At 73.5% G+C, this 20,587-nt stretch carries 15 protein-coding genes and 1 tRNA gene; 13 read left to right on the top strand and 3 right to left on the bottom strand.

Annotation, left to right across the window (positions count from 1 at the left end):
- The first annotated feature begins 22 nt into the window (after positions 1 to 22).
- Both IE267_RS27360 and IE267_RS27355 read left to right on the top strand, forming a co-directional pair.
- On the top strand, positions 23 to 409 hold the full coding sequence (locus IE267_RS27360; RefSeq protein ID WP_161246670.1) for a hypothetical protein: 387 nt from the start codon (positions 23 to 25) through the stop codon (positions 407 to 409).
- 179 nt (positions 410 to 588) lie between these two features.
- Positions 589 to 1,638: a PHP domain-containing protein gene (locus IE267_RS27355; protein ID WP_189765056.1), complete on the top strand. Its 1,050-nt coding sequence runs from the start codon at positions 589 to 591 to the stop codon at positions 1,636 to 1,638.
- 124 nt (positions 1,639 to 1,762) lie between these two features.
- Here the strand turns inward: IE267_RS27355 and IE267_RS27350 are convergent, their stop codons facing one another.
- Positions 1,763 to 1,948 carry a hypothetical protein gene (locus IE267_RS27350; protein WP_167160153.1) on the bottom strand — a complete coding sequence of 62 codons (186 nt, stop codon included), beginning with the start codon at positions 1,946 to 1,948 and terminating at the stop codon, positions 1,763 to 1,765.
- A gap of 179 nt (positions 1,949 to 2,127) precedes the next feature.
- On the opposite strand from IE267_RS27350, the gene IE267_RS27345 reads away from it, so the two are divergent.
- From IE267_RS27345 to IE267_RS27335, 3 genes are all read left to right on the top strand, one after another.
- A tRNA-Met gene (locus IE267_RS27345) sits at positions 2,128 to 2,201 on the top strand.
- A gap of 317 nt (positions 2,202 to 2,518) precedes the next feature.
- Entirely contained in the window at positions 2,519 to 2,959 is a 441-nt protein-coding gene (locus IE267_RS27340) for a lamin tail domain-containing protein (protein WP_167160155.1), read from the top strand.
- Positions 2,960 to 3,125: 166 nt separating this feature from the next.
- Positions 3,126 to 3,827, top strand: coding sequence for a ribonuclease H family protein (locus IE267_RS27335; protein ID WP_167160157.1), 702 nt, complete (start codon positions 3,126 to 3,128; stop codon positions 3,825 to 3,827).
- A 166-nt stretch (positions 3,828 to 3,993) separates the two neighbouring features.
- Here IE267_RS27335 and IE267_RS27330 read toward each other — a convergent pair whose 3' ends face one another.
- Both IE267_RS27330 and IE267_RS27325 read right to left on the bottom strand, forming a co-directional pair.
- On the bottom strand, positions 3,994 to 4,632 hold the full coding sequence (locus IE267_RS27330; protein ID WP_189765055.1) for a hypothetical protein: 639 nt from the start codon (positions 4,630 to 4,632) through the stop codon (positions 3,994 to 3,996).
- A 250-nt stretch (positions 4,633 to 4,882) separates the two neighbouring features.
- Positions 4,883 to 6,016 (bottom strand): glutamate--cysteine ligase, encoded by a 1,134-nt coding sequence (locus IE267_RS27325; protein ID WP_167160161.1) that lies wholly within the window; start codon positions 6,014 to 6,016, stop codon positions 4,883 to 4,885.
- Positions 6,017 to 6,346: 330 nt separating this feature from the next.
- Between IE267_RS27325 and IE267_RS27320 the strand changes: the two genes are divergently transcribed.
- The 8 genes from IE267_RS27320 (at position 6,347) to IE267_RS27285 (ending at position 20,530) form a co-directional block, all read left to right on the top strand.
- Positions 6,347 to 6,796, top strand: coding sequence for a DUF6299 family protein (locus IE267_RS27320; protein WP_189765054.1), 450 nt, complete (start codon positions 6,347 to 6,349; stop codon positions 6,794 to 6,796).
- Between the two features lie 294 nt (positions 6,797 to 7,090).
- The gene (locus IE267_RS27315) at positions 7,091 to 8,404 is read left to right on the top strand and encodes an MFS transporter (protein ID WP_229861452.1); all 1,314 of its coding nucleotides are present in this window, start codon (positions 7,091 to 7,093) and stop codon (positions 8,402 to 8,404) included.
- A gap of 95 nt (positions 8,405 to 8,499) precedes the next feature.
- Positions 8,500 to 9,807 (top strand): non-ribosomal peptide synthetase, encoded by a 1,308-nt coding sequence (locus tag IE267_RS27310; RefSeq protein WP_189765053.1) that lies wholly within the window; start codon positions 8,500 to 8,502, stop codon positions 9,805 to 9,807.
- Between the two features lie 156 nt (positions 9,808 to 9,963).
- The gene (locus IE267_RS27305) at positions 9,964 to 13,152 is read left to right on the top strand and encodes a non-ribosomal peptide synthetase (RefSeq protein WP_189765052.1); all 3,189 of its coding nucleotides are present in this window, start codon (positions 9,964 to 9,966) and stop codon (positions 13,150 to 13,152) included.
- The gene (locus IE267_RS27300) at positions 13,152 to 15,041 is read left to right on the top strand and encodes a non-ribosomal peptide synthetase (RefSeq protein ID WP_189765051.1); all 1,890 of its coding nucleotides are present in this window, start codon (positions 13,152 to 13,154) and stop codon (positions 15,039 to 15,041) included. Before IE267_RS27305 ends, IE267_RS27300 begins: the two co-directional genes overlap by 1 nt.
- A 46-nt stretch (positions 15,042 to 15,087) precedes the next feature.
- Entirely contained in the window at positions 15,088 to 16,884 is a 1,797-nt protein-coding gene (locus tag IE267_RS27295) for a non-ribosomal peptide synthetase (RefSeq protein WP_229861451.1), read from the top strand.
- Positions 16,871 to 19,741: a condensation domain-containing protein gene (locus tag IE267_RS27290; RefSeq protein WP_189765049.1), complete on the top strand. Its 2,871-nt coding sequence runs from the start codon at positions 16,871 to 16,873 to the stop codon at positions 19,739 to 19,741. Before IE267_RS27295 ends, IE267_RS27290 begins: the two co-directional genes overlap by 14 nt.
- 126 nt (positions 19,742 to 19,867) lie before the next feature.
- Positions 19,868 to 20,530 (top strand): hypothetical protein, encoded by a 663-nt coding sequence (locus IE267_RS27285; RefSeq protein WP_229861450.1) that lies wholly within the window; start codon positions 19,868 to 19,870, stop codon positions 20,528 to 20,530.
- Positions 20,531 to 20,587: the final 57 nt, after the last annotated feature.

Raw genomic sequence — 20,587 nt, 5'->3', positions numbered from 1 at the left:
AGTCACCCGTCAGGAGTTCGCAGTGAACGCACGCAAGAAGATCGCCCTGTTCCTCTCCGCCACCGCGCTGACCGCCGGCCTCACCGCGACCGGGCTGCCCGCCGCGGCCGCCGCACCCGCCAAGGCGGCGGCGCCCGCCGCCGAGTGCGGGGTGCGCTCGGACGGCAGGCTGTACTGCGGCAACGCGGTGGGCGCGAAGGGCTATGCCGACCGCTCCTACCGCTCGGCCACCCGCGGCGAGCTCACCACCGGGTTCAACTGGTTCGTGTGCTGGGGCCACGGCGACCCGCACCAGGGCGGCAACGACATCTGGTACTGGACGCAGCTCGACAACGGCGCCTGGGGCAACGTCCCCGCCGTCAGCGTGCGGACCGGTCAGGACCCGGCGCCGGGCCTGCGCCAGTGCTGATCCCGGCACCGCACTGAAGCACCGGGCCGCCCGTCGATCCCCCGACGGGCGGCCCGGCCTCATGCGCGGGCGGAACACACCCGTCCGCCGCGAAACTGCGGGCCGGGCAGGGCTGAGGGAAGCTGGGAGGGACCGGTGACGGCCCGCCCGCCCGGCGGCCGTACTCGCGGGAGGTGTCCATGGATCCGGTGGCGGCACTCAGGCGCATCGCCTTCCTGCTCGAACGCGGCCAGGGCGCCACCTATCGCGTCCAGGCCTTCCGGACCGCAGCCGCGGCGATCAAGGAGATGCCGCCCGACGAGCTCGCGGCCCGCGCGGCGGTGGAGGGACGGCTCGAATCGATCAAGGGGATCGGCCCGAAGACCGCCCAGGTCGTGCGCGAGGCCCTGGCCGACGAGGTGCCCGGCTACCTCCAGCGCCTGGAGTCGGAGCTGGAGGCCGCGGCCCCGCTCGCGGTCGGCGGGGAGACCCTGCGTGCCGCACTGCGGGGCGACTGCCATCTGCACTCCGACTGGTCGGACGGTGGCAGCACCATCGACGACATGGGCCGCACGGCCGCCGAGCTCGGCCACGCATGGGCCGTACTCACCGACCACTCGCCCCGCCTGACCGTCGCGGGCGGGCTGAGCGCCGAGCGATTGCGCGACCAGCTGGACGTGGTCGCCGAACTCAACGAGCGCTGGGCGCCGTTTCGACTGCTCACCGGCATCGAGTGCGACATCCTCGACGACGGCTCCCTCGACCAGGAGGACGAGCTGCTCGACCGGCTCGACGTCGTGGTCGTCTCCGTGCACTCCAAGCTCCGCATGGACGCCGCCGCCATGACCCGGCGCATGGTCGCGGCCGTCAGCAACCCGCTGGCGGACGTCCTGGGCCACTGCACCGGTCGCCTGGTCACCGGCCGCGGCCGGCCCGAGTCCGAGTTCGACGCGGACGCCGTCTTCGCGGCATGCGCCGAGTCGGGCACCGCCGTGGAGATCAACAGCCGCCCGGAGCGGCTCGACCCACCGCGCCGCCTGCTGCGCCGGGCCGTCGAGTCGGGCGTCCTGTTCGCCATCGACACCGACGCGCATGCTCCCGGACAGCTGGACTGGCAGATCTACGGCTGCGCCCGGGCCGAGGAATGCGGCGTCCCGCCGGAGCGGGTCATTACGACCTGGCCGATGGAGGACCTGCTGACCTGGACCCGAACCCGCGAGGTCCCGGCGGGGGTGCCGGGACGCGGATGAGCGGGCGCGGGTGACCGCGTGGCCCGTCGCCCCCTCCCCGGCAGGCCGAGCGGCGCGTACGGGAGCCGGGGTCCCACCCCGGACTGGGCGAGACCCCGGCTCATGTGCCGCACCGCGAGCCGCGTCAGGCCCGGTCGGTTCCGGCTTCGCGCATCGCCTGCTCCGTGCGCTCCTGCTGCTCCTGCGCCCGGCGGCGCTCGTCGGACTCGTCGGAGCGCCCGGCGATCTGCTCACGCGTCTGCGCCGCCTTCGCCTTGGCCTGCTCGGCAGCCTGCTGCGCCTTGTCCCGGAACTTCTCGGCCTTGCCCATTGCGTTCACTCCTGCTGGTGGGGGGATCGAACCCCTTCACGGTGTCACGCCCCCTCACGCATCGCGCGCCGAATCGTCACGCAGTGTCATCGGCTCCGGAAGACGGAGCCGGGGCCGCACGGGCCGGGGTGCGGGGTGGTCGGGACACCGCTCCACGTGCCGTAGGGTGGAGTCATCGACGCGGGGTGGAGCAGCTCGGTAGCTCGCTGGGCTCATAACCCAGAGGTCGCAGGTTCAAATCCTGTCCCCGCTACGGAATTTTGGCCCCCGGCACCCAGTGCCGGGGGCCGAAGTGTGTGCCGGGCACATACCGGGGGGTGTGCCGACCGGCGCGCGGTGCTGTGACTTCCCTGTGCGCAGGGCTCGTTGGGGCCGACGTGCGCGGGGGCGTGTGCGCCGGGGGAGCTGACGGTGTGTCGATGTCCGCGTTCTGTTACGCGTTGAACTACTTGCCTCGGTCGGCGCGGATCGGGTCCAGAGTGTGGGTGTCCGGCTGGGGGAAGGGCCGGACATTCGCACCGCCGGACGGCCGGGCAGGACCCTGCTCGCCGTCCTGAACCGGGGGTCTCCATGTCCGCACGTTCCACCGCCCGGGTCTTCGCCGTCCTGGCCGCCGGAGCCGCACTGGCCGGGGCCACGGCCCTGCCGGCCACCGCCGCCCCGCGCTCGCCGATCGTCTTCGGCACCATCCAGTACGACAGCCCCGGCAAGGACGACGGCTCGCAGCGCAGCCTCGACGCCGAGTGGGTCACCGTCAGCAACACCGGCCGCTCGTCGGTCAACCTGAAGGGATGGACGCTCAGCGACCGCAGTCACCACGTCTACACCTTCGGCGGCTTCACCCTGGGCGGTCACGCCTCGGTGCGCGTGCACACCGGGATCGGACGCAACAGCCGAGGCGACGTCTATCAGAACCGTCGCGCCTATGTGTGGAACAACACCGGCGACACCGCCACCCTGCGCGACAACCACAGCCACGTCGTCGTGACCAGGTCCTGGGGGCGCCGCTGAACACAGGGCACGCCAAGTGGCGTGCGCATAGAGGGAGTTGACGACGGCCGGCACCTCGGGAGGGGAGTGCCGGCCGTCGGCGTTCCGGCGCCCCGCCGCGCCTCGTCCGTGGCGGCGCCGGGGCGGGGATTTCTTGATGGGCGAGCGTCGGTGGGATGATGGCGCGATGTCTGATCGTGTTGTTGTTGCCGCCTGTGACGGCGCCTCGAAGGGTAATCCGGGTCCCGCGGGATGGGGCTGGGTGATCGCGGATGCGGAGGGCCGGCCGGAGCGCTGGGGTGCGGGGCCGCTCGGCACCGCCACCAACAATGTCGGCGAGCTGACCGCCCTGGAACGCCTCCTCGAAGCCGTGGCCCCGGGCACCCGCATGCAGGTGCGGATGGATTCCCAGTACGCCATGAAGGCGGTCACCCAGTGGTTGCCGGGGTGGAAGCGCAACGGGTGGAAGACCGCGGCGGGCAAGCCCGTCGCCAACCGCGAACTCGTCGAGCGCATCGACGAGTTGCTCACCGAGCGGGATGTGGAGTTCATCCATGTGCCCGCACACCAGGTGGGCGGTGACCCGCTCAACGCGATCGCCGACCAGGCCGCCAGCGATGCGGCCGCCACCCAGCGGGCCGCCGGTACCGCCCAGGGCGACCAGGAGTTGCCGGTGCCGGCGCCGGCACGCGCCACCGCGACGCGAGCCAGGCCCGCCACCACACGCAAGGCATCGTCCGCGGCCAAGCCGGCCTCCTCGGGGAAGCCGCGGACCATCAAGGCGAAGTTCCCGGGCCGCTGCCCCTGTGGGCAGCCATATGCCGCGGGTACTCCCATCATGAAGCGCGAGGGCGGCTGGGGTCACCCGGACTGCAGCTCTGTGGCATGAGGCACGGGGCCATGTCACCTCGTGGGTGGGTGGCTCCGCAGAAAACTTCGGGCGGACCGGAGCAGGCTCCGGGCGGACCGGAGAGGGCTCCGGGCGGACCGGAAATGGCCTCGGCTGGACCGGAGGTGGCTCCGGGTGGGCCGACCGGTCCGGCTCCGCAGCGAGGTCAGCCGGTGGTCGCGGGGGTGACGGCGTCCTCCCCCTTCTTGACGTCGCCGTCCGCCGTCTCCTTGGCCGTGCTGGCGTCGGGGGCCGTGTAGAAGACGGACCGGTTCTGCCGGGTGCGCTGTGCCTGTCCCTTGGCCACGAGGTTCTCGAGGGTGTTGCGCACCACGGTGCCGGCGATGTTGCGCTGCGGGTGTGCGTCGGTGAGGCCCGCCGTGATCTCGGCGGCCGAGCGCGGCTCACCGCTCTGGGCGAGGTGGTTCGCGACGAGGTCCCGCAGGGTGGGAGAGTTCCCGGACGCCTTGGCCTTGGCGGCCGGCTGCGCCTGCTTCTTCGTGGCGCGACCTGCGGACTTCGTCGCCGTACGGGCCTGGGGGACCCGCGGCGCCGCGGCACCGGCGGTCTTCTTGGCGGCCTTGCTCCGGTCCTTGGCCCGGACCTTTGCCGGAGCCGCGGCGGAGGCGGGGCCGATCGCCTGCTGCATGGACGCGAGCAGTGCGTGGTTGTTCTCCAGGACGCTCAACTGCTCCTGGAGCGCGTCGATCTGGCCGGCGATCTGTTCGCGTTCGGCGACGTTGCTGTCCAGGTCGCTCTGGATCTGGGTGGCGTACTGGGACTGGAGCGGAGTGCTGTCCGGCACGAGTGGTTCCTCCGAAGTGTGTGCGTTGGTGATTGCTGCCGGATGTTACGCGCCTCGCCTGTGTCCGGACACCCACTTGACAGTAGATGAGACCGCTGAGGGTGATGAAGTGGTGTGGTGTTGGCCTCGACGGGCACATCGAGTGAGGTCCCGCCCTGAGCTGTGGGTGCTGTGTGATGGGTCGGACGGTGTGGTGCGGACCGCCCGATGTCATCCCCGGGACGGCGTTCTCCAACACTGTCGCCCGGTGTCATTCCGTTGTCGTACACCTGAGTTCGCGCTCGCCCAGGGTCCGGCGCACACATGCGGCCACCACACCGCTGAGGCTTCCGGTGTGGGCGAGCAACGCGCGTTGGATGAGGGCGCCGTTGCCGTGGGCGAGCAGTTCGGCGGTCGTCTTGCGCGCCCAGGCGAGGTCCCCGGTGTCTTCGAGGGCCTCGCACACATGGTCGAGCAGCGCCCGCAGAACGGTGGGCGCGGGCACCGGACGCATGGTCAGCGGATGCAACAGGTCACCTTCGAGGCCCGAGCGCGCGGCCCGCCACGCGGCCAGGCGCAGCAGTTGCACCCCGTGCCCCACCGGCGGCAGACCCGCACGCCAGTCGCGGGCGGCGGTCTCGACCAGCGCGCGCCCCAGACAGGCCACCAGGAGCGTGGTGGTGGACTCCAGACACACATCGGCGACGCGGATCTCCACCGTGGGGTAGCGATGGGAGAGCCGGGCATCGAAATAGATCATGCCCCGGTCATGTATCACCCCGCTCGTCACCATGTCGTCGACCTGGGCGTGGTAGCGCTCGGCCGAGCCGAACACCCCGGTGGGTCCCGACATGGGCCAGCGCCCCCACACCCGGCTGCGGTAACTGCTGTAGAGGGTGTCGTTCCCCTGCCAGTACGGCGAGTTCCCGCTCAGCGCGGTCAGGACGGGCAGCCACGGCTGGATCCGGTCCACGACCGCGACTCCTTCGTCGTCCGATGCGACCGACACATGCACATGGCAACCGCAGGTGAGCTGTTCCTGGGTGGTCAGACCGAACTGCTCCTCCATCCACTGGTACCGGTGGCCCACGTTGACGGCCGGCCGGGCGGGCAGGGGAGAGGTCGCGAGGGCGGCCACCGCCGCTCCCGCCTCCGCCGCGTGCCGGGCCGCCTCGCGGCGCCAGCGCATGATCTCCGCGCCGAGTTCCTCCCGGTCCGTCTGGGGCCGGGTGCCGAACTCCAGCTGCTGGCCTTGCAGTTCACCTTCGAAGGTCTCCTTCGACGCACCGCCTCCGGCGGCGGCGCACTTGGCGAGCCGGGCCAGTACTTCCGACGACAGGGCACAGGGGTACCCGGTGCCCGGGTCGACCAGGAGCAGTTCCTCTTCCACGCCTACGGTGCGCAAAATGACGCTCCCATCCTGTCCGAGCGCCCGTCGGGCGGCACGGGTAAACGGCCGGGGGCACCAGCATGCACGGCCCGCGCCACCCGTAGTTCCCCCGTGCGGGGCTCTCTTTCGGTCACACCGCGCGGGGCCCGGCACCGCCTGCCCCAGCCGTTCAACCGACTCCCGCCCCGTCACGGGGACATCAGCCGTCCCGGGCCGCCGGACACGCCGCCGACCGGGGTGAATCCCCGATGGGCGGGTGCGCCCACGGTATTTCTTGGGCAGCGCGGGCGGGGGAACGTGCCGCCCACGCACCCCCACTCACGTCACGATGTAGGAGATCTGCCGATGCGCGTAAGCCTTTTCGCCGCCGGGGCCGTTGCCGCCGCCGGAGCCCTGCTCGGAGTGACGGCGGGCCCGGCCGCCGCCGGCTCGGGAACCGTGACCGCCGGCCCGACGGGAACGATCTCCCCGGACGGCACCATCACCCTGTCCGGCACCTACCGGTGTTCCGCGCCGTCGAGCCCGGGCCCGGTGCTCGTGGCCAGCTCGGTGGGGATCGGCTCGGCGGACAGCGGCACCGTGCGGTACGGGATGAACGGCGTTGCCGCGCAGTGCGACGGCGCGGAGCACACCTGGGTCAACCGGGGCAGGCTCGGCAGCGGGCTGGCCCCGGCGGCCGGGCCCGTGGACGTCCAGGCGACACTCGTGCAGCTGATCATGCGCGGCGGACTTCCGCTGCCCTCGCTCATCGCCGCCGACCGGCACCAGGTGGACCTGCGTCCCGCCGTGCAGTGAGGGGCCCGCACCCCGACGGTCGAGCGGGCTCAAGGTTGCCTCCTCACGTGTGGGGACGGTGAGTTTCGGACATACCTGCATTCATGGGGGCCAGAGGCGTGCCCTGCCCTGCGGATGCTCGGTCCTCGGTGGTGAAAGTCCTGTGTCGACAGGTGTCAACACCTGCAATTCATATGGTGGTTGCCCTGATCTGGCCGTAGATTCTCTTGATCCACTGTCAGAATGACACAAGAAACGACCGAAAGTGTCCTGTTTGTTTTGACTCCTGATCGGCCTGAGGTGAAGGTCTCGTGCATGTCCCCTTCGTCCCAGGCCGCTTCCGGTGGCCTGCTCCGTATGCGCGATTTCCGCCTGCTGCTCGCCGGAGCGGCGGCCGGGCAGGTGGGTGCCCAGGTCACACTGGTGGCGCTGCCGCTGGTGGCCGTACTCGAACTCAAGGCGCCCGCCTTCCAAGTGGGACTGCTCACCGCGGCGGAGACCGCCGCGTTCCTGCTCATCGGACTGCCGGCCGGGGCCTGGGTCGACCGGATGCGCAAGCTGTCACTGATGATCCGCGCCGACATCGTGCGCTCCCTCGCCATGGCAAGCGTCCCGCTCGCCGCGATCGCCGACGTGCTGACGATGGTTCAGCTGTACGTGGTCGCACTGGTCGTGGGTGTCGCGACCGTCTTCTTCGACGTGGCCCACCAGAGCTATCTGCCCCAACTGCTGCCCCGGGAGCACCTGGTGGCGGGAAACGGTGCCCTGGAGACGGTACGTTCCTCGGCGCAGGTGGCCGGCCCCGGCCTGGGCGGCGGACTCGTCCAGCTCGTCGGCGCGCACCTGGCGATCGTGGCCGACGCCATCGGCTATGCCATATCCGCCGTCTTCCTCCTGGCCATCCGCCGTCCCGAGGCCAAACCGGAGCCGGTACCCGGCGCCTCCCTGCGCAAGGAGGTCGGTGAGGGGCTGCGTTTCGTACTCGGCCATCCGCTGCTGCGCGTCATCGCGGGCACCACCGGCCTCGGCAACTTCTTCACCGCCATGCTCATGGCCACCCAGACCGTCTTCCTGGTCAGGGTCCTCGACCTCGCACCCGCCGCGGTCGGAGCGATGCTCTCCGCCTCCGCCGTGGGCGGACTCGCCGGCGCGCTCTGCGCCGGTCGCCTCGCCGGACGCTTCGGCCAGGCCCGCATCATCTGGCTCTCCGCCCTCGTCACCGGGCCGTTCGCGCTGCTGTGGCCGCTGGCCGGCAAGGGCGCCGCGGCCGCGCTGTTCGCCGTCGCCTCCGGCGTCGTCTTCTTCGGCGCCGTGGTCTACAACGTCGCCCAGGTGAGCTTCCGTCAAACTCTGTGCCCGCCGCGCCTGTTGGGCCGCATGAACGCCACCCTGCGCTTCCTCATGTGGGGCACCCTGCCGCTCGGCGCACTCGTCGGCGGCGCGGTCGCCGACGCGTCGGGCGCCCGCACCGCGCTGTGGATCTGCGCCGTCGGCTTCCTCGCCGTCCCCCTGCCGCTGCTGCTCTCCCCACTGCGCCGCATGCGTGAACTCCCGGATACGGCCCACCCCGAGGACGACGAGGCGCGGCTCGTGGCCCCCGGCCACGACGAGAGCGTCCCCGTCGCCTGACCCGCGAAGCCGCAGCACCCGCCCAACCCCGCACCGCCGCACGGACGTTCACGCCGCCCCCCACGCCGAGAGTTTCCGACCCGAGAGAGGACCACGTGCTCCCCAGCATCACGGGCCAGTATCTGGCCCGCTACCAGCGCCTCGGCGACGCGGGTGACCCGGCCGCCGCACTGCTGCCCGTCACCGGGGCCCAGCGGCGCTTCCTGCTCGTCCGCGCCCTCGATCCCGCGGGCCGCGCGGACATCGTCCCGATGTTCTTCGCGTTCCCGCGCGGCACCGTCGACCCGGCGCGGCTGCGCGCCGCCGCGGGCCACCTGGCGGCCCGCCATCCCGTCCTTCGCTCCCAGCCGTGCATCGTGCGCGGCACGCCCGTCCTGCGGCCGCAGCCGGCCGACGTGCCCCTGGAACAGGTGGCCTGCGCCCCCGGCGAGAGTGCCGAGGACGCGCTGCGCCGCACGCTCGCGAGCTGGGCCGCCGAAGGCCCCCCGCTGCGCCTGTTCCTCACCCGCGACGGCGCCCAGGACCCCGTGCACGGCGAGGAGGAACTGCTCGCCGTGGTCCTGGACCACACCGCCTGCGACGGCCAGTCGCTCGCCCGCATCGTCGAGGAACTCGGCGCCGCCTACCGCGACCACCTGGGCCCCGACGACCTGTCGCCCACCGAGGCGGCCACCGAACTCGCCGCCTACCGCGACGCCGTCCTGCGCCAGCTCGACGCGGAGGACCGCGCCGCCTCGCCCCGCGCTCTGGCGTACTGGGGAGAGCGGCTGCGTACGGCACACGAGCAGGCCCCGCTGCCCGGAAGGCACTCCATATCGGCCGAACTGCCCAGTGGTGCGGCCGAGTTGAGAATTCCCTCGCCCGTCGGGGGCGTCCCCTTCCCGGTCCTGCTCGACGCCTGCCGGGCGGCGGCCGGGGCCCTGTTCGGCACCGGCCCGGTGTCACCCATCGGCTACCCGTGGGGCGGGCGCCCGGCCGGAGCGGAGCCGGTGCTCGGCTGCTTCCTCAACACCGTGGTCTTCCCCGCCGACACCGGCGCGGCCACGGCACCCGACGTCACCGCGACCGACTGGTGGGACGACCTCGACCGCGCCGACACCCCCTTCGACGAAGTGGTACGGGCCGCCCGCGCCGGCGGCTCCACCTGGTCCGGCAGGCTCGACGGCCTGCTCACCGTGGACGACGCCCGCCACCGCACCCCGCTCGCCCTCGGCGCGACGCCCGGCCGCGAAGTGCACATCGGCGGCCGCCAGGTCCGCGCCCCGTTCGCCGTCTCCGCGACCCAGGGGCCCGAACTCCACCTCCGCATGGTGTGGGACCGCACGGTCCTCGACGACGCCGCGGCCGAGGACGCCTTCGCGGCCCTGTGCGGCGCGCTGCCCGCAGGGGTCCCGGCCCACTAGCACCACCCGCACCGCGCGCGGACGTCCGCGGACGGCCGCGCGCACCCCAGAACTCCCGCATCCGTCCGTGCCGCGCGATCCGCGGCCGGCGCGCCGCCGTGCGGGCGCACGACCGCGTTCCGCACCACTCCGACCCGACAACCCAAGGGATCGCCCATGCTCCCCCTCTCCTCCTCGCAGGAGATCGTCTGGCTGCACGAACAAGTGCAGCCCGGCAGCCGCGCCTACAACTTCACCGCCTCGCTCGACCTGTGGGGCACCCTCGACGTCGACGCGCTGCGCAGCGGTCTCGCCGCCACGCTCGCCCGGCACACCGGGCTGCGGCTCGAACTCGTGGCCGTGCCCGGAGCGATGCCGGGCCAGCGGGTGGCCGACGTCTGCCTGCCGCGGCTGCGCACCGTGGACATCTCCTGGGAGGCCGATCCCGAGGCCGCCTTCGAGAAGCTGCTGCGCGGCGAGGCGGAGACCCCGCTCGACACCTTCGAGGCACCGCTGATCCGCTGGACCCTCGTCAAGCTCGGCGAGGACCAGCACCGGCTCATCCACGTGGAACACCACCTGATCCACGACGGGCACTCCTTCGCGATCCTCCTGCGCGACGTCTTCAGCGTCTACCGCGCCCATGTGCTCGGAGAAGAGATCGAGTTGGGCACCCCCAGCTCGTACGCCGACCACGTGCGCGCCCGCGCCGAGGACGTACGGTCCGAGGAGCTCGGCGCCAGCCTGGCGTACTGGTCCGACACGCTGCGCGACGCCTCGTTCGACATGCCGCTGCCGGGCCTGACCCGGCCCGGTGCCCGGCGCCGCCACCACGGCGGCCAGCTGCGCCAGTCGATCGGCGCCGACCTCGCGGAGCGGCTGCGCGCCCACACCCGCGAACGCGGACTCACCCCGTTCGCCACCCTGCTCGGGCTCTTCGCCGAGATGTTGCGCCGCCACAGCGGACGCAGCCAGATGGTGGTGGGCACCGCCGTGGGCAACCGGCCGCGCGGCTTCGAGGACGCCGTCGGCATGTTCGTCAACACCATTCCACTGCGCCTCAACCTGGATGCTGCCGCACCGGCCGAAGACACCATGGACGAGGTCACCGACACCCTCATCCGTGCGCTCCCGCACCAGGAAGTACCGGTGCAGGAGCTGACCCGGTCACTCGGACTGCACACATCGGGCGCCGACAACCCCCTGTTCAGCGTCATGTTCAGCGCACACGACGCGCCCCTGCCCGAACTGGACGTGCCGGGCCTCGAAGTCACCCTGTTCGAGGGGTTCAACACCGGCACCACCCGCTTCGACCTCGATGTGGTGCTGCTCCCCGACGACCGGCGCGGAGTGAGCCTGCGACACGGCACGGCGGGCATGACGCTCGTCTGGGACTACGACGCCGACCTGTTCGGCGAGGAGGTCGCGAAGCTCCTCGCCGATCGCTTCCTCGACCTGCTGCGGGCCTACCTCGACGCCCCCGCCACCGTCCTTGGTAACCTCGCGCTCCCCACCACCTTCCCCGAACCGGAGCCCGCGCCCGTCGTGCCGGCCGACCGTGACGCGCTCGACCCGGCCGCAGGCCAGGACCCGTCGCTGCCCGCCCTCCTGATCGGCGCCCGCAGACTCACCTACGGCGACCTGGACGCCCAGGTCGCCTCGCTCGCCGAGCGGATGCGGGCCGCCGGTGTCGGCGCAGGGCAGCCGGTCGCGGCGGTCCTGCCGCGCGGCGTCGACTCGGTGGTCACCCTGCTGGCCTGTCTGCGCACCGGCGCGGTCTACTGCCCGCTGTCGCCGTCCGACCCGGCCGCCCGCCTGGAACTGCTCCTGGAGCGACTGGCCCCGGCGCTCGTCCTCACCGCCAACGGCAGCCCGGTCCGCGTCCCCGAGGGCCTGCCGAGCGCGGCACTCGACGCACCCGTCCTGCCCGCCGCACGAGCGGCCGACGTCGTGCCGAACACGGCGTACATCATCCACACCTCCGGCTCGACCGGCATACCCAAGCCGGTGGCCGTCGGGCGCGACGCCCTGATCAACCACCTGACCGGCGCCGCCGAGCGGTTCGGCCTGGAGGTCGGCGACCGGGTGCTCCTGTTCGCCCAGCCCTCCTTCGACGTCGCCCTCGAAGAGGTGCTGCCCTCCCTGTACGCGGGCGCCTGCCTCGTCGTACCCGAGCAGGACGTGCCCACCGGCGCGGAACTCGCGCAGCTCCTCGCGGCCGCCCGGGTCACCGTGGCCAACCTGCCCACCAGCTACTTCCTCGCCACCCGTGAAGACCTCCTGCCGGTCCTCAAGGAAGAGCGCTGGGCGCCGCGGCTCGTCGTCCTGGGCGGCGAGCGCATCCCCGCGGACGTGATGCGCGCCTTCTTCGCCGAGACGGAGACGGACGCCACGACCCCGTTCTCGGTGCTCAACGTGTACGGCGTGACCGAGGCGGCCATCAGCTCCACCGTCCACGAGATCACCCGGGACAGCCTGGTCGAGGGCGCCGAGATCCCGCTCGGCGGCGAACTGCCCGGCGAGCGCGTCCACGTGCTGGACGAGGGCCTGCGCCCGCTGCCCACCGGCGCCGTCGGTGAACTCGCCATCGCCGGAGCCGGGTTGGCCGAGGGCTACCTCGGCAACCCCGAGGCCACCGCGGCCCGCTTCGTCACCGTCGAGGCCCTCGGCGGCGAGCGGGTCTACCTCACCGGCGACCTCGGCTACCGCGGCCAGGACGGGCTGCTGCGCTTCCTCGGCCGGCGCGACAACCAGATCAAGCTGCGCGGCTACCGCATCGAACTCGAAGAGGTCGAGGCCGCGGCCTCCGCCGCGCTCGGTGGCCGCTCGTGCGCCGTCGTGCTCGACAAGGACGCCGCCGGCGGCCCCCGCCTGGTCGCCTTCCGCGAGCGCGCCGACGAGGTCGAGGAGTGGGACGAGCAGGCGCTGCACACCGAGCTCGGCAACCGCCTCCCCGGCGCCCTGGTGCCCGCCCGCTGGGTGCTCCTTGACGCCATGCCCACCCTCGCCGGAGGCAAGCCCAACCGGGTGGCCCTCGCCCGCCTGGCCGCCGAACTGGCCCCGGCCGCCCCCGTCGGGGAAGCGCAGCCGTTGACGGACCCCGCGCTCTCGCAGGACCCGGCCGTCGTGCTGCTCGCGGAGGGCTGGCGCGAAGTGCTCGGGCACGACCGCTTCGAGGAGAGCTCGCACTTCTTCCACATCGGCGGACACTCCCTGCTCGCCGCGCAGCTCGCGGCCTGGCTTGAGCCCCGCCTGGGTGAGCGTCCCTCGCTGCGCCTGCTCTTCCAGCACCCGGTCCTCGCCGACCAGGCGCGCGCCCTCGCCGCGACCGCCACCCCCGCCCTCGCCACGCCGAAGGAGTCGTGATGACCGAGCAGTTGATGGACCGTCAGTCAGCCACCACCCACGCCGCACCGAGCATCCTGCACGGCGCACCCCTCGCCGGGCCCGCCGCACCGGGTGTGGTGGCCCGCTACGAGGAGTGGGTGCGCAACGCCCCGCAGGCCCCCGCGGTGATCGACGGCGAGCACCGCTGGAGCTACGCCGAGCTCGACGAGGCGGCGGACGCGGTCGCGAAGGCCCTGGCCGGCCGGGTCCGGCCCGGCGACCTCGTCGGCGTCTGCCTGGACAGATCGGCCGCCCTGGTCGTCACCGCCGTCGCCCTGGCCCGGATCGGCGCGGTCTACCTGCCGCTAGGCCCGCGCCCCGGGGAGCGTCGCATCAGCGCCGTCGCCGAAGACATCGGCGTCGTCTGCCTCATCGGCGATCCGGCGAACCTGATTATGCGTCAAGAACATGTGGAGCGGCTGGACTTGCCGCTGCCGGCTGAAGGCGTCAACGCCGCGGCCTCCGTCGTGGCCGCCTTCGGAACGGTCGCGCCGGGTGCCCGTACCGCCCCGCCCGAGGCCCTGTACGCCGTGCTCACCTCCGGCTCCACCGGCCGCCCCAAGGCGGTCGCCGTCGCCGAGCCCGCCCTGGCCACCCTCGTGGACTGGTACCGGGCCGAGACCGGACTCGCCCCCGGCGACCGGCAGTCCCTGCTCATCGGCGTCGCCTTCGACCCCCACCTCCTCGAACTGTGGGCCGGACTGGCCTCCGGCGCGGCCCTCGTACCCGCCCCCGACGAGGTCCGCTGGGACCCGGCCGCCCTCACCGACTGGTGGCGCGACGCCGAAGTCACGGTCGCGGTCTCGGCCACCCCCATGGTCGATCCACTCCTGGACCGGCCCTGGCCGCAGGACCTGAAGCTCCGTCACCTCATGGTCGGCGGCGACCGGATGCGCCGGCGCCCCGGCCCGGACGTGACCGCCGCCGTGCACAACGCCTACGGCCCCGCCGAGGCGACCGTCGTCACCACCACCCACGCGATGCGCGCCACCGACCCCGACGCGGCCGTCGACGCCGCGCCTCCCATCGGCGTCCCGATAGCGGGCGCGACCGTCGCCGTCACCGGTGCCGACGGCACGGTCCTCGCGCGCGGCGAGGACGGCGAACTCCGCATCGGTGGGAGCTGTTTGGCGCTCGGCTACCTCGACCCGGAGCTGACCGCACGGCGCTTCACCGCCCCGCCGGCCCAACTGGCCCACCTGGACCGCATGTACCGCACCGGTGACCGCGTGCGGATGCTCGCGGACGGCAGCCTCGAATTCCTCGGACGGCTCGACGACCAGGTCAAGATCAGCGGTGTGCGGATCGAACCCGCCGAGGTCGAGGCCGCGTTCGAGCAGCACGACTACGTCCGCAGCGCCGTGGTCACCGCCCCGCGCGACAGCGAGGGCCGCGCCCGTCTCGTGGCCCACGTCCTCGCCGCCCCCGGCGCGACCCCCGCCGTCGACGAACTCCTCGCCGCGGTACGGGCCTGGCTGCCCGAACAGGCGGTGCCCTCGACCGTACGCATCGTCGACGCCTTCCCGCTGGACGCCAACGGCAAGGTGGACCGGGCCGCGCTGCGCTCGCAGGCGGAGGAGCCGGCCGCGCCGGCCGCCGGCGCCGACCTGCCCGCCGACGCCACCGCCGACGAACTCCTCGTCCTCGCCTCGGTCCGCGACCTGCTCGGCCGCCCCGAGACCACCCTGGACGACAACTTCAGCGACGCGGGCGGCACCTCCATCCTCGCCGCCCGGCTCCTCGAAGTCCTGGAGCGCGAGGCCCAAGTGAGGCTGCGCGCGACGGAGTTGCTGCGCCAGCCCGACCTGCGCGCCATCGCGGCCGTCCTCGACAAGCGCCGCACCGCCGCGCGCACATCGGGGTCCTGACGTGAGGACCCCGCGGCCCCTGCTCGACGACCGGAAGGAATCGACCGTGACCGTGCCACAGACCGGCCTGCCCGCCCTGGTGGCGCGGCACGCCGAGCACACCCCGAACGCCCTGGCCGTGGCGGACGGCGACACCACTCTGACGTACACGCAGCTCGTCTCGCGCGCCCGCCGGCTCGCCTCCTACCTGCACGACCAGGGCGTACGGCCCGGCGACCCGGTGGCGCTGCTCATGCCGCGTTCGGCCGGGACCGTCGTCGCCCAGCTCGCCCTGTGGTGGGCCGGCGCCGCCGTCGTGCCCCTCGACCCGGCGCACCCCCGGCCGCGCACGGCTGCCATGCTCGAAGACTCCGGTGCCACCCTCACCGTCGGCGACAGCAAGCTGCTCGAAGCGGCCGCGCCGGCCGGAGCCGTCCTCGCCCTGCCCGACGACGAGCGACTGCCCGGCCCGGAGACGACCGGCGAAGGGCCCGGCCCCGACGCCATCGCGTTCGTCATGTTCACCTCCGGCTCCACCGGCCGCCCCAAGGGCGTCGCCACCCCGCACGGCGCCGTCGCCGAACTCGTCACCGCCCCGGACTACGTCACCGTCACCGCGCGCGACCGGGTGCTCCTGCACTCCCCGGCGACGTTCGACGGCTCCACCTTCGAGGTGTGGTCGGCGCTCGCCAACGGCGCCGCCGTCGTGGTGTGCACCACCGAGCGGCCCTCCTTCGAGGATCTCGCCAAGGACGTGGAGCGGCACGGTGTCACCGTCGCGTTCTTCACCACCGCCCTCTTCCACCAGCTCGCGGCCCGCCGCTCCCGCGTCTTCTCGCTGCTCCGCACGGTGGTCGTCGGCGGTGAGGCAATGGCCGCGCAGCACGCCCGCGCCGTGCTGCGGGCCTTCCCCTGGGTCGAGCTCGTCAACGGCTACGGCCCCACCGAGACCACCACCTTCGCCACCGCCCACCGCGTCACCGACGCCGACTGCGACGGGCCCGTACCCATCGGCCGCCCCGTGGCCGGCGCCACCGCCCACATCCTCGACGAGGCCGACCTGCCCGTCGACGACGGCGCACGCGGCGAACTGTGGATCGGCGGCAGCCGCCTTGCCCACGGATACACCCGGCGGCCCGAGTTGACCGCCGAACGCTTCGTCGACCACCCCGCGCTCGGCCGCCTCTACCGCACCGGAGACCTCGTCTCCGCCCGCCCGGACGGCATCCTCGACTTCCACGGCCGCACCGACGACCAGGTCAAGGTGCGCGGCTTCCGCATCGAACCCGGCGAGATCGAGCACGTCCTGCGCGAGCAGCCGGAGGTGGACGACGCGGCCGTCACCGTACGCCGCCCCAGCCCCGACGACGCCCGGCTCGCCGCCTTCGTGGTGGCCGGCCCGGGGCCGGTGCCCCGCTCCGAGGCGCTCCTCGCCCGCCTCACCGCTCTCCTGCCCGCGCACCTGGTCCCGGACGAACTGACCTTCGTGGAGCGACTTCCGCTCACCACCTCCGGCAAGGTCGACCGCAAGGCCCTCGCCGACCTCGCCACCGCCGTCGACACCATCGGCGAAGCCGAACCGCTCACCCCGCTCCAGCAGGCCGTCGCCGAGGTGTGGGGACGCTCGCTCGGGTGCGAAGTGACCCGGCCCGACGCCGACTTCCTCGAACTCGGCGGACACTCCCTGCTGGCCCTCGTCGTGGCCGAGGACCTGCGCGAGGACCTCGGCGTGGAGCTGTCGCTCGCCGACTTCTTCGCCGCCCCCACGGTCGCCGGACACGCCGACCTGGTCGAGCGCGCCCTGCTCGCCGCCCACACCGATCTGCACCCCGACGCGCCCGAGGACACCGATGGCCGCCACTGACACCCCCGCCGCCCTGCAGCAGGAGCTGCTGCGCAGAGCCCGCGCCCGCGCCGCGGACCGTCCCGCCACCCCGGCGCCGGCCCGGGCCCGAGCCGCCGGACCGGCCCCGCTCACCCACGCCCAGCGCCGCATGTGGCTGATGGAGCGGCTCGGCGGGAGCAGCGCCCAGTACAGCGTGCCGTTCGCGACCCGGCTGACCGGGCCCTTCGCCCCGGACGCCCTGAGCGCCGCACTGACCGAACTGGTACGCCGCCACGAAATCCTGCGCACCCGCTACGGCCGCGACGGCGACGAGCCCTACCAGGAGGCGCTGCCCGCGCCCGAGTCGATCGCGGTCCCCGTGGTCGACGTCCCGGACGACGGTGCCCGCCTCCTGACCGAGGAGGCCCGCCGCCCCTTCGACCTGGCCGGCGGCACCGTCCCGCGCGCCCTCGTCCTGCGCCACGGGCCGCAGGACCACACCGTGCTACTGACGTTCCATCACATTGCCATCGACGGCGGTTCGTTGGAGACCGTGGCCGACGAGCTGGCGGCACTGTACGAGGCCGCCGTGGACGGACGCGCGCACACGCTGCCCGAACCGCCGCAGTACGCGGACTTCGCGCGCCGTGAACACGCGGACGCGGCCCGGCTCGAAGACGGTCTCGGCCACTGGACCAGGCGTCTCACCGGCGCCACCGCACCGCGCCTTCCCCGGCCGGCCGTCGTGCCCGCCGATGTGGCCGAACACCCGGCCGCGACCCGCTCCACCGCACTCGGCGAGGACGTCCTGCCCGCGCTGCGCGAGCTCGGCCGCCGGCGCCGGGCCACGGTGTTCACCGTGGGCCTGGCCGCCGCGTTCGCCGCGCTGCACCGCCTCACCGGCGAGCTCGACCTCGTCATCGGCTGCGCCGCCACCCACCGCGAGGGCCCGGCGATGCGCGGCCTGGTGGGCCTGTGCGTCAACACCCTTCCGGTGCGCGTCGACCTGTCCGGCGACCCCGCCTTCGCGACCCTCGTCGAGCGCGTACGTGACGCGCTGCTCGAAGCGCAGCAGCATCGCGAGGTGCCGTTCGACCTGATCCTGGAGCGGCTCGGAGCAACGGCCCGAGCGGATGACGGCACCGCCCTCGTCCGCGTCACCTCGGACGTGGTCGGCGACCAGACCGCCCTTCGGCTCACCGGACTTGAGTCGCGGTTCGTCGAAGTGGGCGTCGGGGAAGCCAAGTTCGACCTGACCCTCGGTCTGTTCGACACGGACGCACCCGCGAGTCTGGTCCAGTACGGCCGGGCCGCACTCGACGAGGAGACGGGCCGGGCCCTCGCCGAGTCCTTCGCCGAACTGCTGACCGCCGTGGCCGCCGACCCCGAACTGCGGCTGTCCGCGCTGCCGGGCGAACTCGCCGCGCCGGAGGCCGATGACCGGCACCCCGCCGAGGCCCGCCTCCTGGCGCACCCCGAGGTCGCCGAGGCACACGTACCGGACCCGGCGGGCGGCCCTCTGCTCGCCTACGCCGTACTGCGCCGCACCGGGGGACCCTCACCCGTCCAGCTCCGTACCCACCTGCGAGGCGTCCTCGGGCGTGAACTCGTGCCCGCGGCCGTCATGTTGCTCGACTCGATGCCGCGCACGGCCGACGGATCGGTGGACCCCGCGCGGCTGCCCTCGGGCCCCGTTCCGGCAGCCCCCAGGAGCCCCCACCTCGAAGCGGTGACGGAGGCGTTCACGGGGCTTCTCGGCCAACGCCCGCGCCCGGACGACGACTTCTTCGCGCTCGGCGGCCACTCGCTGGCCGCCGTCCAGCTCGCCGAACGCCTGCGGGCCGCGCTGACCCTGCCCCTGGTCGGCCTCGACATCATGCAGACCCGTACGCCACGGGCCGTCGCGGAACTGCTCGACGCGCGCGCGGCGGAGCGGACAGCGGCGGTCGCCGCCTCCGCGTCGGCCCCGTCCGCCGCTCCGCGAAAGCGCCGAGCGCGCGAGGGTACGGTCCTGGTGACCGGCGGCACGGGTGGCGTCGGCGCGTTCGTGCTGCGCGAACTGGCCGCCCGCGGAAGGCCGGTGCTCGCGCTGGCCCGTCCCGAGTCGGCGCATCTGGTCGGTGGCGACGGCGTCGAGGTGATCGAGGGCGACCTCGGCGACCTGGACAGTCTGCGGGCCGCCGTCGACGGCGCGGACGCCGTCGTCCACGCGGCGTGCACCTTCACCCGCCCCGAGGTGGACGTGGCCGCCATGGAGGCCATGGTCGGCGCCTGGCGCGGCGGCCCCTTCGTCTTCGTGAGCAGTGTGGACGCCTACGGGCGGCCGAAGTCCGCCCGAGTCGCCGAGGAGTCGGCCCCGCAGGCCCCGCTGAGCTCGTACGGCCAGGCCAAGCTGGACTGCGAGCGGCTTCTGCTGAGCGCGGCGGGCACCGAGGGCCGGGGCGGCGCGAGCGCCGTGCGCTCGCCCATCGTGTGGGGCGCGCACGACCGGCTGCGCGACCAACTGCGCTGGGGAGCAACGGGGTTGCTCTACCAGGCCGCGCTCGCCGGACACCCCATCGGCCTGCCCGCGCCCGGCGCCGGCGGACACGACTGGTACGGAGCGCCCTGGGTGCACGCGGCCGCTCTGGCCCGCGCGGTGGTCTGCTGCCTCGACGCCCCCGTGCACGGCGTGGCCAACGCGGTGAGCGGGCACGTGGCCTGGTCCGACCTGACCGCCGAACTGACGACGCTGCTCGGCAGCGACAGTGCCGTCACGTTCGACGACGAGGTCCACCGTGACCTCGACCACCGTTGGCACTACCGCGCGGACCGCCTCGCGCCGGCCCTGCGCCCGGCGCCCGGAGAGGACCTGCACGCGGTGCTGGCCGCGATGATCGAGCCGATGAAGAGGTAGGTCCGGGGAAGGAAGCGCAGCGCATGGGGCCCGGCCACGTGTGCGCTGCGTACAGTGGTCGGCCGACCATGGGGCCGGCGCACACATCCGTGCCGTCGGCCCCGCTCGATCCATCCAGGAGTTCCCGTGTTCCGCCCGCAGTCCCGACCGACCGCCCCCGTTCCCCCTTCCGCCGTCGCACGGTCCACGGCGCACAGGGCCAGGGGGGCCGGCGCCGCCCTGGTACTTCCGGTGGCGCTGCTCGCCCTACAGATCGGGGCCGGCTCGGCGCAGGCGCACACGCCGGGGACGGCGACGGATGCCCCCGCCGTGGAGGCCGGAGCGCGGGCGGGGGCCGGGGCGGTCGCACACACGGTCCCCGCCCCGCTGGAAGCCACCGTCACCGAGGGGCAGGTGAAGGAGGTCGCGCCGGGCGGTGTGCTCACCTACCCGAGCGTGACCAGCTGCCTCACGATCACGGTCCGCCTGCGCGACGGCGGCCTGGTAGGGGCGCACGCCAGCCTGTTCCAGGTGCCGGGCGAACTGCGTTCCGACGCGATCCTGCCCGCCCTGAAGGCCCGCATCGACGGTCGGCCGGTCTCCGCCGTCGAGGTGAGGGGCGCGGTCGGCGCCTGGCACCCGAGCTACTTCACCCGGGCGATCGAGAGCTACGGCGACACGGAGCCGGTGCCGGTCCCGACGGGCCGCGACGGCGAAGGCATCGCCCGAGCGGTGGCCGACGGCCTCGGTCTCGCGCGTCCGCTGGTGACCGTCCAGGACGTGCCCGACGGCGACCAGGTCATCAGCTGACCCGTTACCCGCTGGCCCTGGCGGCCGTACGGTCCCGGCGGCCGTGCGATGCCGTCA

It is taken from the genome of Streptomyces xanthochromogenes, assembly GCF_014650455.1.
GTDB lineage: Bacteria > Actinomycetota > Actinomycetes > Streptomycetales > Streptomycetaceae > Streptomyces > Streptomyces xanthochromogenes.
Note: the sequence above shows the minus strand (reverse complement) of the source record. Positions and strands in the feature narration are given on the sequence as shown.

What these genes read in the sequence shown, in the direction of transcription:
- IE267_RS27355 (WP_189765056.1), top strand. Translation starts at nt 589, where the DNA reads ATGGATCCGGTGGCGGCACTCAGGCGCATCGCCTTCCTGCTCGAACGC.
- IE267_RS27350 (WP_167160153.1), bottom strand. Translation starts at nt 1,948, where the DNA reads ATGGGCAAGGCCGAGAAGTTCCGGGACAAGGCGCAGCAGGCTGCCGAG.
- IE267_RS27340 (WP_167160155.1), top strand. Translation starts at nt 2,519, where the DNA reads ATGTCCGCACGTTCCACCGCCCGGGTCTTCGCCGTCCTGGCCGCCGGA.
- IE267_RS27335 (WP_167160157.1), top strand. Translation starts at nt 3,126, where the DNA reads ATGTCTGATCGTGTTGTTGTTGCCGCCTGTGACGGCGCCTCGAAGGGT.
- IE267_RS27320 (WP_189765054.1), top strand. Translation starts at nt 6,347, where the DNA reads ATGCGCGTAAGCCTTTTCGCCGCCGGGGCCGTTGCCGCCGCCGGAGCC.
- IE267_RS27315 (WP_229861452.1), top strand. Translation starts at nt 7,091, where the DNA reads ATGTCCCCTTCGTCCCAGGCCGCTTCCGGTGGCCTGCTCCGTATGCGC.
- IE267_RS27305 (WP_189765052.1), top strand. Translation starts at nt 9,964, where the DNA reads ATGCTCCCCCTCTCCTCCTCGCAGGAGATCGTCTGGCTGCACGAACAA.
- IE267_RS27300 (WP_189765051.1), top strand. Translation starts at nt 13,152, where the DNA reads ATGACCGAGCAGTTGATGGACCGTCAGTCAGCCACCACCCACGCCGCA.
- IE267_RS27290 (WP_189765049.1), top strand. Translation starts at nt 16,871, where the DNA reads ATGGCCGCCACTGACACCCCCGCCGCCCTGCAGCAGGAGCTGCTGCGC.